At 61.0% G+C, this 15,193-nt stretch carries 11 protein-coding genes; 2 read left to right on the forward strand and 9 right to left on the reverse strand.

All coding sequences use genetic code 11. The features are described from left to right. Positions 1 to 14 precede the first annotated feature (14 nt). The 8 genes from ACFPN2_RS22910 to ACFPN2_RS22945 all read right to left on the reverse strand — a co-directional run bounded on the left by ACFPN2_RS22910 (position 15) and on the right by ACFPN2_RS22945 (position 12,323). Positions 15 to 1,244 carry a metal-dependent hydrolase family protein gene (locus tag ACFPN2_RS22910; RefSeq protein WP_380600943.1) on the reverse strand — a complete coding sequence of 410 codons (1,230 nt, stop codon included), beginning with the start codon at positions 1,242 to 1,244 and terminating at the stop codon, positions 15 to 17. 7 nt (positions 1,245 to 1,251) lie between these two features. Then, positions 1,252 to 2,223 carry an alpha/beta hydrolase gene (locus tag ACFPN2_RS22915; RefSeq protein WP_380600944.1) on the reverse strand — a complete coding sequence of 324 codons (972 nt, stop codon included), beginning with the start codon at positions 2,221 to 2,223 and terminating at the stop codon, positions 1,252 to 1,254. 134 nt (positions 2,224 to 2,357) lie between these two features. Further along, on the reverse strand, positions 2,358 to 4,199 hold the full coding sequence (locus ACFPN2_RS22920) for a DUF885 domain-containing protein (protein WP_380600946.1): 1,842 nt from the start codon (positions 4,197 to 4,199) through the stop codon (positions 2,358 to 2,360). Between the two features lie 111 nt (positions 4,200 to 4,310). Continuing rightward, positions 4,311 to 6,587, reverse strand: a complete 2,277-nt coding sequence (locus ACFPN2_RS22925; RefSeq protein ID WP_380600948.1) for a TonB-dependent receptor — start codon at positions 6,585 to 6,587, stop codon at positions 4,311 to 4,313. Between the two features lie 470 nt (positions 6,588 to 7,057). Further along, positions 7,058 to 8,107 carry a FecR family protein gene (locus ACFPN2_RS22930; protein ID WP_380600950.1) on the reverse strand — a complete coding sequence of 350 codons (1,050 nt, stop codon included), beginning with the start codon at positions 8,105 to 8,107 and terminating at the stop codon, positions 7,058 to 7,060. Beyond that, entirely contained in the window at positions 8,104 to 8,670 is a 567-nt protein-coding gene (locus ACFPN2_RS22935) for an RNA polymerase sigma factor (protein WP_380600952.1), read from the reverse strand. The genes ACFPN2_RS22930 and ACFPN2_RS22935 overlap by 4 nt, the downstream gene beginning before the upstream one ends. A 35-nt stretch (positions 8,671 to 8,705) precedes the next feature. Further along, positions 8,706 to 10,427 carry an alpha/beta hydrolase-fold protein gene (locus ACFPN2_RS22940; protein WP_380600954.1) on the reverse strand — a complete coding sequence of 574 codons (1,722 nt, stop codon included), beginning with the start codon at positions 10,425 to 10,427 and terminating at the stop codon, positions 8,706 to 8,708. A 69-nt stretch (positions 10,428 to 10,496) separates the two neighbouring features. Beyond that, positions 10,497 to 12,323 carry a DUF885 domain-containing protein gene (locus ACFPN2_RS22945; RefSeq protein WP_380600956.1) on the reverse strand — a complete coding sequence of 609 codons (1,827 nt, stop codon included), beginning with the start codon at positions 12,321 to 12,323 and terminating at the stop codon, positions 10,497 to 10,499. A 287-nt stretch (positions 12,324 to 12,610) separates the two neighbouring features. Here ACFPN2_RS22945 and ACFPN2_RS22950 point away from each other — a divergent pair, with 287 nt between their 5' ends. Further along, entirely contained in the window at positions 12,611 to 13,057 is a 447-nt protein-coding gene (locus ACFPN2_RS22950; RefSeq protein ID WP_380600957.1) for an oligopeptide:H+ symporter, read from the forward strand. Further along, positions 13,029 to 13,490 carry a POT-type proton-dependent oligopeptide transporter gene (locus tag ACFPN2_RS22955; RefSeq protein ID WP_380602809.1) on the forward strand — a complete coding sequence of 154 codons (462 nt, stop codon included), beginning with the start codon at positions 13,029 to 13,031 and terminating at the stop codon, positions 13,488 to 13,490. Before ACFPN2_RS22950 ends, ACFPN2_RS22955 begins: the two co-directional genes overlap by 29 nt. On the opposite strand, the gene ACFPN2_RS22960 is transcribed toward ACFPN2_RS22955, so the two are convergent. Continuing rightward, on the reverse strand, positions 13,480 to 15,186 hold the full coding sequence (locus ACFPN2_RS22960; protein WP_380600959.1) for a gamma-glutamyltransferase: 1,707 nt from the start codon (positions 15,184 to 15,186) through the stop codon (positions 13,480 to 13,482). The two genes, ACFPN2_RS22955 and ACFPN2_RS22960, sit on opposite strands and share 11 nt — an antisense overlap. Between the last annotated feature and the right edge of the window lie 7 nt (positions 15,187 to 15,193).

Raw genomic sequence — 15,193 nt, forward strand, 5'->3', positions numbered from 1 at the left:
CCCCAATCGATGGGCTAAAGTGAGTTACATACCAGCGCGCCGCCCTTCATGATCAAAGGAAGATTCGCGGCCTCATTGCGGAACAGCCCAAGATCACGCAGCGGATCCCCATTCAAGACCAGGATGTCCGCATATGCCCCCGGCTTGATGCATCCGAGATCGTCGCTCGACTGCAACAGTGCGGCATTGACTGAAGTGGCTGAGCGGAGCACATCGATCGGACGATTCACTTCCGCGCGCAACGCAAGCTCGCCGCCCTGCAGGGTATGAAAGACGTGATCCAAAAGATCCGCGCCGAGGCCGACTTGAACGCCCGCGCGCGTGCAAGCCTCGATCGAGGCCAGCATCTGCTCATAAAGCCCTTTGATCTTACTCATCGACATCGGCGGCACGCCCAATTCGGGAGCGTGCTTGCGCAGGACATCCACCACCGAAAGCGTTGGCACCACGAACGCGCCTTTGCTCGCAATCAACTTTGCCGTTGCATCGGTGATGTGCGTGCCGTGCTCGATCGAACGAATCCCGTTCTCAACGCAACGTCTGGCACCCTCGTCGGTGTGACAGTGAGCCATGACGTAAGTGCGGCGGGTCGAGGCTTCGTACACGGCCGTGCGAATTTCCTCGTCGGTGAATTGCGGCATCCAGATCGGGTCCGTCGGCGAGACTACGCCGCCCGAAACAAACAGCTTCACCTGGGTCGCCCCCATCCGCAGCTCTTCGCGCACGGCCTTGCGTACTTCATCGGGTCCGTCCGCGACCTGCGAGAGCGAGCCGGTGTACCTGCCACAAGAGCACGGCTCGACCTCCGTGCCAGGGCGCATGTCACCATGGCCGCCCGTTTGCGAGATCGCTTTTCCGGAAAAGAAAAAGCGCGGCCCCTTGATCAATCCGGCATCGATGGCCATTCGCAGCCCTACATTGCCGCCGCCGGCATCTCGCACTGTAGTGAATCCGCGGCGAAGCGAACCTTCGAGAATCTTGGCGGCGTGACACACCAGGAACGCCTGCGGCATCCGGTCCGTGTCGAGGATATCGAAGGTGGGCGTGTATGCGTGAAAGTGCGCATCGATCATGCCCGGCATCAGCACGCGCCCGCCGCAATCGATGACGCGCGCATCGGAGAACTTGGCGGGGCGATCGGACACTTCGCGGATGCGCTCGCCTTCGATCACGACGCTGGCACCCTCGTGATAGGCCTCCGAGACGCCGTCGAACACGCGCGCATTCTGCAGCACCGTAATCATGATCGAGTTACTCCAGCGGCAGAGCGAAGCGCAGGCCGCGACTGATTGCCGTTGGAACGACGCTCAAATGAGTCTCGGACGGGAAGATGACGGCCTCGACCTGAAAACCGGCGGGAGCTTTCATCGCCTTCAGGCGGTCAGCCAAGGCCAGCGCATTGGTGACCATTCCAAAGGACGTCAGCATCGCTTGCATCTGCTCCCGCGTGACACCCGGGTACAGCTTTACATGATCGGCCAGCTTCTCCTCATATTCTCCCGCAATGAGCAGCACGCGAGGTGCGGCCTTTCCGGCCGCCAGAGCATCTTTGAGTTTGGCCTCCTGCTTCAGGATCGCACCGTTGCCCCAGTTGATCGACGGGCTGTTGATCAGATAGGTCTGATAGGCATCTGGATGATTGAACAGGACGTATAGCGCAAACAGGCCGCCGAAGGAGTGGCCCCACAGGACGTTGTCGCGACGGTTGGTGGAGTAGGTAGCATCGATCTGCGGCCGCAGCTCTTCGGTCAGAAAGCGATGGAAACCCGCAGCCTCGCCATAACTCGCGCCCTTGGTCAGAGGCGAAGCCTCCAGCGAAGCAAGAGTCGCGGCATCGGGCGGGAATGGAGTCAGGTCCGCACACCGCGTGCGCGAAGCCGTTTGCCAATCCTTGCCGTAACCGATGCCGACGACATACGCCGGCTTCGCTTCCCGGCCGATACTTTGCATCATCACCGCGTCGGCGGCGGTATTGAAGTTAAAGTCCCCGTCGGTGAGATAGATGACCGGATAGCCTTCGCTGGGCGGGGCTTCCTGCGCCGCCACTGGCTTGGCGACATAGATGCGGTAGGTCCGACCGGTGATCTTGGAGGTCATATCCCATTGCTCGGCGTTGGGCCGCACGAGTGGGGATCGTGGCAGTGCCTCGGCGTGCGCAAATCCTCCGGTGAGGCGCGATGCCGTCAAAGCAGTCGACAGCCCAATGCCCGACATCAGAAACATTCGTCGTCCAAACATTCCACACCCCCACCGTAACTTTCGCGAGACAACACTGCCTCGAGTAGCGAATAACCGATGTTTGCCCGGAACTTTCATTCACGCTGGCGACACCGCACACGCGCACCCACAATCGTGAATCAACGCGTCTGTTGTTCCGCGATCCAATCGTCGATGCGCTGATCGAGCAGATCGAGCGGCATCTGCGCGCTGCCCAGGATGGCGTCATGAAAGCCGCGGATGTCAAACTTGCCGCCCAGCTGCGTCTGCGCACGCTGGCGCAATTCCTGGATCTTGATCATGCCGATCTTGTAGCCGGTCGCCTGTCCCGGCATGACGATGTAACGCTGCACTTCGGCACGGATCTGGCCCTCACTGGCCGGCGAATTCTCGCTGAAATATTTGATCGACTGATCTTCGGTCCAGCCCTTCGAATGCAGTCCGGTGTCGACGACCAGGCGGATCGCGCGCCAGATTTCGGTAGTGAGACGACCGAGATCGGAGTATGGATCCTGATACGCACCCATTTCTTTCGCGAGCTTCTCGGTGTAGAGGCCCCAGCCTTCCTGATAGGCGTTGATGGAAAGAAATCTGCGGAATTTCGGGATGTCGGTCAGCTCGAGAGCAATCGCAAAGTTCATGTGATGGCCAGGCAACGCTTCGTGATAGGCAATTACCTCCAGCTGCGGAATCGGCATGGCCCGCATGTCCGACAGATGCACGTAGAACACGCCCGGCCGCGACCCGTCCGGCGAAGACCCGAAATATTGCTGAGGCGCACCCGCGATCTCTCGATAGGGCTCGACGCGCTTCACGATCACGTCGGCCTTCGGCAAGATGCCAAAGTATTTTGGCAACAGCTGTTTCATGGCAGCGATGTGATTCGTGGCCGCATCGATATACGCCTGCCGCCCCGCGTCCGTATTCGGATAGTAGAAGCGGTCGTCGTCTCGCACGAACTTGAAGAACTCCTGCAGCGTGCCCTTGAAGCCGACCTGCTGCTTGATTCGTTCCATCTCGCCCTTGATGCGCGCGATCTCATCGAGGCCGAGCTGGTGGATCTGCTGCGCCGTCAATCTGGTCGTCGTCGAGTTGGCGAGCATGGCCTCGTAATAGGCATTGCCATTCGGGTTCTTGCCAACGCCGGTGGCGATCTTGTCGGCCTTTGGCACTTCGGACTCGAACCAGGCGATCAGTCGATCGTAGGCCGGCCGCCACTGCTCGAGCAGTGCCTTGCGCGCCGCCGTCTCGTAGACGCGCGCCTTGGCGGAATCGATCTTGCCCGCCTTCACCAATCCCTCGACCTCGGCCTGAACGTCGGCCCATATCGCGCTGTCGCCCTGCCCGTCGAACGGCGCACCTGTGATCATCGAGCGCGCCTGCGAAATCATCGCTTCATAGGAGAAGCGCGGCACGCGCGAACCAGCCGCCGCGTTCTGTTTCGCGATATCGAGAAGTTGCAGCTGCGCGCGTGCGACGCCGCCGATACGCGCGATATAAGCCTCCATGTCCGCCGGATCGTCCACGCGGTGGACCAGCATCAGGAACTGCGGGATCCAAGTGTGCGGCCCTGACAGCTGGTGAAAGATATAGGCGTTACGCCTGAACCTGGCGAGCGACGCCGCATCCTCGTACTGATAGATCCACAAATCATAGGAGAGCCGTGCCTCCGGCGGCAGCTTCGTCCGATCGAAACTGGCTTTCAGTTCCTCGACCGATTTGCGCTGCCATTCAAGCGCGCGATCCGCCGCCGCCTCGGACATGTCGTCGATCTTGTCGTAGTCTTTCTTGTCACCGGCGTAAGTCCGGGCGATCGGACTCAGCGCGAGCTGTTCCTCGTATTTGGCGTCGAACCAAGCATTGATGCGCCCGATCTCGGCCGCGGCGTCGCGCGCAGACAGCTCCTCCGCCGAGATCGCCACGTTCGATCCCATGCATGCCAACAGCAATCCGCCGACAAACAACGCCTTCGAGATTCTCATCTTCATCCTTCCCGAATTGACCGGCCGCAAGCGCGCCTCGAAGCCGGCAATTCACTGTTGCCGACTTCGAGGTCATGTGCGCCGCTGGCGTCGAGACATCACTCACTGCAGTCAGCGGAAGCGATAGCTCATGTTCAAACCGACCGTGCGCGGGCGCGGCCTCGCAGTCGGTAGAACCATGCCATTGGATACGCCGGCGACCGAGATGGCAGCGTTCTCGTCGCTGAGATTGTCTCCGAACAAGTAGAGTCCCCAAGATTTCCCTTCCAGGCCGAGTCGCGCGCCAAGCAACGTGACTTCATCCGACGGCTCGAGATTGTTGATCATATCGACCTGGTCGGAGGTGTACTGCGCCTGACCGAATGCGAAGGCATCGAGCGTGGCAGTCAACGGCCAGCGGTACGTTGCCGACGCGGATAGCGTGTTCTCGGGAACTCGCGTAACACGGTCGCCCTTTCGAATGTTCACTCCCGCATCGGCCTCGGTGTATTCCGCATCCACATGACTGGCCGACAGTTGCAGATTCATTCCTTCGATCGGCTGCACCGACAGACTGAGTTCCGCGCCGATGGTCCGAGCCTCCGCGCCATTCTGTAATGCGCTCAACTGCGTCACCGGTTCGACGATGACGTTGACCATGAGGTTCTGCCAGTCGTTGTAATAGACCGCCGCCTCGAGCGCGGCGCGACCGTTGGCGAACGTCCCTTTCGCGCCGAGCTCGTAGCTCCACACGATCTCCTCTTCGATACCTACCGGAACGTCTATGCCGCTCAGCGCGGCGGTGATGAGCGACACCGTTGGCTGGACTTGACCCGCGCGAAAGCCCTTCGCCACGTTCGTGTACAACATCCAATCGTCGCTGACGTGCCACGCCAGGTTCAGTCGCGGGTTGACGGTATCGATGGAGCTCTCGACGCGTCCGGTGAAACTCGGATCCATCATTTGAACGAGCGCCAGGGTCGCGGCGTCGATCGGGTCGGCGCGCAGACGATCGTCCTTGAAATAGCGCAATCCCAGCGTGAGGTCCAGCTTGCGCTCGATGAGCGGCCAGGTGCCTTCGCCGAAGATCGCGTATGACTCGCTCTCGGCAAACTCCCCGAAGCTCAGGCCGAGAACCTGAGCCTCGACCGGGCGTTCGATCTTTCGGTAGAACAGTCCGCCGGTCCAGCGGAACCCCTCCTCGTTGGATGAAGTGAGTCGCAGTTCCTCCGAACGCACGTCTTGAGTCTGGTCGGAGAGTACCGGCAAGCCCAATAACGTGCCTGCATTGAACAGATGGAAGTCCATATACGAGGTGGCACTCACCAGATCGGCAAATCCCAAGTCATAGCGCACTGTCAGGCTGTACAGGTCGTATTCCATATCGGTGCTGACCGGCGTGAGATCCGTCGTCTGATCTTCGTAGGTTCCATTGGAACCGCCTGCCGCCGAGTCGGTGCGCCAGAAAGAAAGGACGACATCCAGCTTGTCATTCGGCGCCAACCGCAACTTGCCGCGGTACGTGTCGATGTCACGCTCGTTCTCATCCTTCACACCAGTCGACGTGTTGTCGGTCCAGCCGCCGAAATCCTCCTGCGAGGCGACCAGGCGCAGCGCCACCTTACCCTCCACCATCGGCAGATTGAGCATGCCCTTGGCGGCCCAGCTGTCATCGCCGCCCTCGGTCGACGTTGCCGTGAGATCGACATCGCCCTGCAGGTCGGTCAGATTGGGCTCGGCTGTCAACACACGGATCGTGCCGCCAAGTGAACCATCGCCGTACAGCGTGCCCTGCGGGCCTCGCAGCACCTCCACGCGCTCCAGATCGAAGGTGCGTACATCCGGCACCACAGGTTGCGAGATGAAGCTGAAGGGCAACTCATCGAGGTAATAACCGATCGGCGCGTCACCGAACGTCGAGTTGATGCCGCGGATCTGAATGCTCTGTGTCCCTGCCTGCGTATCGACGACGCTGACGCCGGGCGCTGCCTGTAGAAAATCGGCGAGTTGCACCGCGCCTTGCTCGCGCATCCTGTCATTGGTGAAGGCAGTGATCGACTGTGGCACGTCGAGAATGCGCTCCGCTCGCTTGGTAGCGGTGACCATGATTTCTTCAAGCGCCAGTTGACTCTCAGCCTCGCCTGCCGCCCTCGAGCGTAGGCGCTCGGAAGCATCGGGCACGCTCTGTTCGTCGCTCGAATCGAGCGACGACACTCTCAGCGGTTTTGCCGGCCGCTTGTCGGGTTTGCCGATCTTCGCAGGGTCGCGGATCATCAAGACCCCTGACGGCGTCCTGTCGGCTTTGAGGCCCGAGCCCGCGAGCAGTAGATCCAGAGCCTCGTCCGTGGTGTATGCGCCGGAGATCGGCATGCTCTGCCGACCCGCCACGAGGTCCTGCGAGAACAGCAATTGCTCGTTGGCTGCGGCGGAGAGAGCTTTGAGAGCTTCCGAAAGTGGTTGTGTTGGAATGGACAGGGAGTGGGTAATCGCGCGGGCTGATGCAGATTGCGCGGCAAGCGCGCTCGCACCCGCAAGAATAAACGCGGAGCATGCGGTCGCGGAGGCAGCCACCGAAAGCGATCCTCTGCAAAGCAGCCTGATGCTTCGGCGAGCACTCGGGGTCTTAGCCATCGGTCGTCACCCTTGCTGTCGTTAATTGGCCAGATTCGACGCCGTCGGACGCCAGTGTCGTGCGGCGATATTTTTGAAGAGAAAATCAACCCGACGTTCATTCCGACGAGCCATGCCGGCAAACCCACACTCACGGTTGACGAGTTTTTTGCAGTTTTACTACGACGCAGTTGTGAGGCAGATGCGGTCGATCCCGCCTGCAGGTGGCGTGCGGTCCGCGTGACGCTCTCATCGACGCAGGACGCGAATCAATCCTGAGCGGTGAGATAGATGACGGATGCGCTGACGTGCTCAGCCCGCACCGGAAAATACGTCGAGATTGCCTCGACGAAGGCACTGGCATCGCCCGCTGTGAACGTGCCGCTCACGCCGACATCTGCCACCGACGGGTCGACTTCAACCTGCAACTTCGAATAGCGATTGACGCGCTCCGCGGCGCTTGCCAACGATTCGTTGTTGAAGAACAGTCGCCCGCTCTGCCAGGCCGTGGCCTGTTGCACGTCGATCTTCCGGACCACTGTGGCACTACCGTTCGCTCGAACCTGTATTCCCTGGCCCGAGCTGAGTTCAACGACAGGAATCGAAAGTTTCTTTCCCGGCGCAGGCACGGCTGGCGTATCCGTCTGCGGCGTGATTCCGGTCACGGACACACGACCTTCCATCAAGGTTACCAACACGGTATTCGCGACTCGCTCGACATTGAACTGGGTACCGTGCGCAACCACGGTCTGATTGCCCGCCTGAACGCGAAACGGCCGCGCCGGATCGCGTGCAACGTCGAATCGAGCCCTTCCCCGCTCGAGCACCAGCAGGCGCACATCATCCGAGTAGGCCACGCGAACCGTGGATTTTGCGTCCAGCGTGATCAGCGAGCCGTCGTCGAGTCGCAGGGCGCGCTGTTCTCCGAGCCCGGTCGAGTAGACGCCTTGCTGGAGATAGAAATAGAGCGCGGTGCCGATGAGCGCGACGCAGATCGACGCGGCCAGTGCCAGGGACCGGACGCGCCATGCACGAATGGACCACCTTCGGTTAGCCGCGCGGCGGGCGTCATCGAGGGCATTGCGACGAGCGACGATGATCTCGGGTGCAGCAGCATGTGCGCCGATGCCAGCCCACGCGGCCGAGACTTGCTTGTAAGCCAGCTCGTTCTTCGGATCGCTCTCGATCCAGCGCTTGAACTCCGAGAGATCTTCGACGCCCGCCGACTCCGAACCGACCCGCAAGAACCAGTGCGTCGCTTGCTCCAAGCGATCGTCCGAATTCGAATCCGCAGCTGCCGAATGCTTGAACATGCTCATTGGGGATGCATCCGACGCGTCAGGTGCAACAGCGCCCGACTGATCTGCTTCTCGACGCCGCTCACCGAGATGCCATACAGCTCGGCAATTTCACGAACTTTCAGGTTCTCGAAGCGATACAAATAGAACATGGCGCGCGTTCGTTCGCTCAGCTCGTCGAGGGCCAAGAGTGCTTCCTGCAGTGTCCTTTGACCTATTACGACGCGCTCGGGGGACAAACCCTCAGTGAGGGCATCGGCGACAGCGGCCACGGGTTCCGATGGTAGCGGCTCTTCGACGCCGCGGGTGTGGATCTTGCGAGCGCGGTCGCGTAACAGATTGACGGCGATATGGAATAGCAAGGCCTCGGCGTTGCGAATCGGCCCCTGCTCGAGACTGCGCAACATGCGCTCGAATACGTCTTGGGTCAAATCCTCGGCTTCAGCGGCGCTGCGAACCCGACGGCCGAAGTATGCAAGGAGTGCCGGGCGATAGCTCTCGATGCCAACGCTCTGGACCGTCGCAGTCTCACGATCAGCCGAGCCTGACCACGGACCCGGGTTGCGCGGAAAAAAATCAGCCATGTTGTCGCTCGCCTCGGCGGCTCACGGGGCGGCCTCTACGGATAGTTCCATTGACGGCTGTCGAAGCCAGCCGGCTGCTGTTTGCGCATATGCGCTGCCATTTCGTGCAACATCGCGAAAGGCCATGGATCCAGCCCGAGTCCGTGAAACGTGTGCCCGATCTTGGGTCGGCCGTAGCGGAACGACCCCTCGTACGGCGGGTCCCGCGTGGTCTTCAAGAAGTCCTCGAGCAGATACATGGCGTTATTGCAGTAGAACTGATCCATGTCGCCGCACAGGAAGAACAGTTTACCGCGGACCTTCGGCCCTACAATCCCCCAGTTCTCTTCCAAGTAGTAGCGGATGTCGAAGCCGTTCTCACGCCAGAGCTCCGCCACACGACGGTCGATCGCGCCGGTCTGCCAATCGATCAAGGGCACCGGGTAACCATCGGGCCCGACTGGGCCGAACATGGCCGCGTACGCATCGATCCACTCGCCGCCGCGCGATTTATCGCCGAGCGCCCGGGATAGCTGGCCAAACTGTCGCGCCGATACGGACCAGCCACCGGTCACCGTGCGGGCGTAGGGACGCTCGGGCTGCAACCACTTGTAGCTCTCCGGCGTGTAGTAGTTCTTTTCCTTGTAGATGTCCGTGTGGGCCAGCGCCCGATAGTCGACCATGTCGGGGCAATAGATCCAGGCGCCACCGAACGATTCGGGTTTCGTCACCTGTGTATATAGCGAAATCCAGCCCCCGGTCGAGCCGCCAAACATCACACGCGCCCACGGAGCATCGATCGTGCGAAACTCGCGATTGATATAAGGAAGCAACTCCTGCATGAGCACGTCCTGCCAGGGCCCGGTATTCGGCGAGTTCACGAAATATGAGTCGTCGTAGAACGGCGTCGGATGCATCAGTGTCACCACAATGACACGCGGCGTGTCCGCGGCCAACCAGTTCTCCCAGATCCATCGCGGTGAGCCTGTGGCAGCGGGACCTTTGGTTACCTCCGGCTCGCGGGTCGGGAAACGCAGAGGCGTATGTTCCTGGAAGTGCCCCATGTGGAATACGACTGGATAACGCGCGTCGGGATGCTCGGCGTAGCCCTCGGGCAGCAACACATTTACGCCGACCGGCGTGTCACGTCCCCAGAACCGAGACGCCAGCTCGCTGCGAAACTTTCGGAACTGCAGATACTTCGTGTCGGCCGGCTGTTCGATGGGAGGAATTCGAGCATGCAGCGTCAGTGACACCTTGAAACCTTCGCCCGCCACGACTTTGATCCGCTGAACGTCGCTATATAGATTGCCCGGCGACAGATGAAACTGAGTACCCTCCCAATCGTCCATCGGCAGCCAAATGGTCTTGCCATGCGCGGGTGTCACTTGTTCGTAGCGATGCAGCACCGCCTGTATCGAATACTCGCCCGGCGGCAGATCGGAGAGATGGCTGAACGGATAGCCGGCCTCCTCACCCGACATCGTGGCACTTGCTCCGGGCCGCAGCGTCGCGACGTTCTGTCCGAAGAACGGGGCATACTCCATCGAAGCGTCGTTGAAATAATAGGCCGCCGTGATGGGAGTGACCGAGCGCGGCTCCTTGTCCGTTCGATCGCTCACCATCACGAAGAGCCTGCCCGTTTCGGGGTTGGTCGCGACCGTACCACTGAGTGTGACGGTCACGGATCGCAGCGGGGCGCTTGCGACAGCATCCCGGTCCAGCAGCAACCCCAACGTCATCAGACCCAGCGCAGCGTAATGCGTTGGCAATCTCATCGGCCCACCTCCTGTGATGCGTCGACAAGGATGGGAAGCACGATGTGCGAGAGATGCGCCATGAACAACTCATCCGATCTGTTCTTGGGGTTGGTCAGATCGATCTTGTTGGGCTCGATCGTGTAGGGGATCATGGCGGCATGGGCCGGATGTTTGCTGTTGGCCATCGGCCATTGATGCTCGCCGGTAGACGAGCGTAACCGTCGGTGCTGGCACCGGCGAGATACGTGCTGTAAGTGCCTTCGGAGCAGCGTGCGAGATGAAACGATCGAGATGTTGCTCCAAGACGTTGAGCGGCATCGCGCCCTCGCCGATCGCCGCTGCGTGGAACGCTCGAATGTCGAAACTCGATCCCAGCTTCTGCTCGGCCCGGCGCCGCAGTTCCCAGAACTTCTCATACCCCAACCAGTAGCCGATCGCCTGCGCCGGGATGTCGGTCGAATAGCGCAGTGTCTCCGAGTCGATTTGCACATCCGATTCGAATGTGTGTGCCTTCATGAAATCGCGGGCCTCCTGCAGCGACATGCCGAGATAGTTCATACCCGTGTCCACGACCAGGCGCGATGCGAGGAACGCCTGCATCGTGAGGTGCCCGTAGAGGTCGTACGGATCCTGATACAAACCTAGCTCTTCACCAAGGCTCGCTGCGTACTCGGCCCAGCCTTCATTGAACGCGCCGTACAGCAGAAATGCGCGGAGCGGGTGCGCATTCGAGTTCTCCTGCTGCAAGGCCAAGTGCAGATGGTGTCCTGGCACGAGCTCGTGATACATCAGGTGTGCCGCCGAGAGCAGCGAGCGCTCCTCGAGTTGAGAAGCGTTGTAGTTGTAGATGCCCATCGTGTTGGCAGGCGTCGGTGGCTGATAGTAGCCGTAGGTCACTGCGGCTTCCGCCGCTGGCGCCAGGCGCGCGACTCCGTACGGCGCCTTGGGCAGTCGTGAGAAATAGCGCGCCAGGTGCGGGTCCATGCGCCTGGCGTAAGCAAGGTAGCGCTGCTCCATATCCTGCGGTGACTTGGCGATGAAGCGCGAGTCTTTGCGCAGACTCGCATAGAACTCCTCGCGACTGCCCTTGAACCCGAGCTGCTCGCGCACGCTACGCATGCGCTCATCGATTTCGGCGACCCGCTTCTGCCCGAGATCGTAAATTTGTTGAGGCGTCAGCGTGAGCCCGGTCTGATCCACGATCCTCCGCAGATACTCATCCCTGCCGCCGGGAAGATTGCCGATCCCGACCTGCGCAGGCGCGCTGCGCACATAGTCTTCACCAAAGATCGCGATAACGGCGTCATAGCCGGGGAGGATGCGCTCCTGAAGCTTGCGTTTGATCGCAACCGTGAATGCCTCGCGCTGCTCGGGCCTGAGCTTCTCGAGCCGGGAAGATGCAGGTATCAGGTTTCCGGGCGCGGCAGCCCGCAACCCGTGAAACATTGCAACTACGCCCGGGATCGCAGGTTGGGCGACTCGAATGCCGCGCTCGCTCTGGGCGCGCGTCTTGGCGGCGACCTGGTCGAGCACGGTGCCATAGGAATCGAGCAATTGCTGGTAATGCTCGACATCGCTCGCCGTCTCGAATCCGTGCCCGGCGAGTATCTGGTGAGCCGCCATGTGCCACCCGCCGGCGTAGGGCGTCACCGCAGACTCGAACCAGTAGCTGTGTTCACCGTTGGCAAGCGTCGTAAATGTGTGTCGTAACAAACTCGCAAGCAGCCATTGCTCTTCCGGCAAGCTCTCGAGCGCGATGGCGTCGAGCCGCTGCAGGCCGACCCGGCCGTACTTCGCGCCATCCAGCGCAGCCTCGAAAGTGATCGAGTCGAAAGCATCGACCTGCTTTCCTCGCAGCAGTTTCACCATGGCGGAACTGCGTTCGAAGTAAGCGAGCAACTCGTCCGCCAGCATCGTCACTTGCTTCGAAGCATCGCTCGAAGCGACTGCGGGGGGTGCAGCGACAGCACTTGACTCTGGCTTCTGACATCCCCCCGCCCCGAGCGTCGCCAACAACACGGCGCAGCCGATCATGAACGTTCGCACCCTCGTCACTGCCAGTCTCCCCGAAATTCACCCGTTCATCAGACGCAGGCAGCGCCTCCTCCCACAACGCCATCCCACCCGCCCGTCGTTGCCGGGGGCCGGTGTGGCAACAGTCGGCGCCCGCGTCTCAGTTCTTTCCAGCCGAGGTCCGACATTTGGCGCAGTCACCGGGCATGTTCTCGCAGCACCCTCGCGGCCTGTTCATCTGTTTCGCCACGGAGGTGTGGGAACGCTTCAGCTATTACGGCATGCGTGCTCTGCTCATTTTCTACCTGATGCAGCACTTCGGGTTCTCCGAGGCAGACAGCTTTCTGATCTACGGCACCTACACCGCGATGGTCTACGTGACGTCGATCCTGGGAGGCCTGATCGCTGACCGGTACCTTGGCGCACGTAAAGCCGTGACGCTCGGAGCCGTGCTGCTGGTCATCGGCCATTTCGGCATCTCTTTCGAAGCCTCGGTGCAGATCTTCTATCTCAGCCTGGCGCTCATCATCGTCGGCGTGGGCCTGCTCAAGCCGAATGCCTCCACGCTGGTAGGCGCGATGTACGCACCCGATGACTCGCGGCGCGATGCGGGTCGCATTCTGGGCTCTCTATGAGCAATTAGGCAGTTCGCTCAATGTTTTCGCCGATCGCCTGGTGGATCGGCGCGTGTTCGGCCACGAAATTCCCGCCGCCATGTTGCAAGGGCTGCCATCGATTTTCGTCATTCTCGGCGCGACGCTGTTCAGCAGCCTTTGGATGTATCTCGCGCGCCGCCATCGAGACCCGTCAGCGGCCATGAAATTCTCGTTCGCCATCGCCCTGGTCGGACTTGCCTTTCTCACGCTCAGCGCAGGCATCGACCTCACCGAGCCCGGTGACAAGAGTTTCATCGCCGGCCAGATCGCGCGCCTCACGGCGCAGAGCGTCTCCAACCAGTCAGCGGCGAGTAACACCGTCGCCATGGAAAACTATGCTCACGTTTATATCATCCTGGGTTGTGGAGCACTTGGCCCGATGGAGCTGATTGCCAGATCCATCAGTCTCTAAGACCATCGGCGACTGCGCAGCGACGCGGATCCGCCACTGCCGTGTATTTCCCCGTTTCCTCGTCACGAGCAATCACGGAGAACGATCCCATGTGATAGTCGTAGCTCGGCACCACACCCACTCGAACGCCCAATTGGTGCAGGCCCTCTACGACGCCCTGCCCCAATCGATCTTCGATCACCACGCCACGCGCTTCGGTCATGGGCAACATGCGAGGTGCGTCGATGCTCGCATAAGGATCGAGCCCGAAATCGAGCGCGTAAGTGAGCACCTGGGGCATCGTGCAGTGGACATTGCCCGGTGATCCCGCAGAGAGCACCGGACGACCGTTCTTGAGCACGAGTGTGTTACCGATGACGCAGCGGGCCTTCGCTCCCTTGACCAGCGTCGCATCCATGGGACTGGCGAGAGCACCGAACGTTGCGTGGCTGCCAACCATCGGCACGCCACCGACGACCATACCCGGGATACCGGAACCCTGCAGCGTGTTCATCATCTGTACCCAGTTGCCCTCGGCATCGACCACCGCGAGCTCGCAAGAGCCGGAAGGCTGCGCGTTCTCGGAGCCACTCAGCCTCGGCCGACCCGCGGAGCCCGCGAACAGCGACAACAGGTCTGCGCCTCCCCCAGGTCCGTCGCCGCTCAGGCGGATATGCTCGCTGAGATCGATCTTCGGACGCGCCGTTGCAATCATTTTCGCGAGGTGTGCGTGATAGCCATCGTCGAGTAATTCATCTCGCGGCACGCCATAGATCCGATCGTCCTGCACATATTCCCAATGCCGCGATGCCTGACGAAGCGCATGACCCATGGCCCAGAAATGGTCGGCGGATCCCGGCTTCATCTGACGGATACCGAGGTGCTTCAACACGCCGAGCGCAATGGCGATGTAGACCCCCTGCGCCTGAGGCGGCCCGAGACTCACGATCTCGTACTCGTGATGAGCGAACCGCAGTGGCTGCACCCAGCGTGGCGGTGTCTCCGTCATATGCTCCGGCGTGATCCGCCAACCCATCTGGTTCGCCTTCTCGACGAACTTCTGCGCCCAAGGGCCGGTGATCATGTAATCCGGCCCGTGCTCCGCTACGCCCTTGAGCGTCGTTGCCAGACCCGGCGGGACGAAAACATCCCCCACATTGGGGAAGTAGCCTTTGGGTTGATAGAAGTCGCGGCCTTCCGGGAAATAACAGATGAACTTCTCACCGAAGATGTTGACGCCGAATTCGAATGTGGACACTGGATGCCCCTGCTCCGCCCAGGTCACGGCATCCAGGCACAACTCGCCCCACGGGCGCGAACCAAAACGCTCGTGAATGGCCTTGAGCCCAGGCATGAACCCAGGAATGATCGCCGACGGTGGAAGCGCAGCATACGGTCCCATGCCTGGCGGCACCGGTCTGAACGGCGGCAAACCAGAGGGGAAAGCGCCGAGGCTGTCCAGCTGATGAATCATGCCGGACTTGGCTTCGTAGTAGAGAAATGTCACCAGGCCCGCATGATTCGTCATGTACGGCTCGACCGCGGCTTGCACCAAGCAGCCGGCGATGCCGGCATCGGCCGCGTTGCCACCGCGCTTCAGCACATTCACCATGGTCTCGGTAACGATGGCGGACCCGGTGGTCACGGCGGCATCGAGCCCGCCCACCGGGATTTTCGGGCCGGGATTCACGATGTAACGAGAAAGGTCAGTGGTCACGAGCCCT

The sequence above is a fragment of the Steroidobacter flavus genome (assembly GCF_042651805.1).
In the GTDB taxonomy this organism is placed as follows: domain Bacteria; phylum Pseudomonadota; class Gammaproteobacteria; order Steroidobacterales; family Steroidobacteraceae; genus Steroidobacter; species Steroidobacter flavus.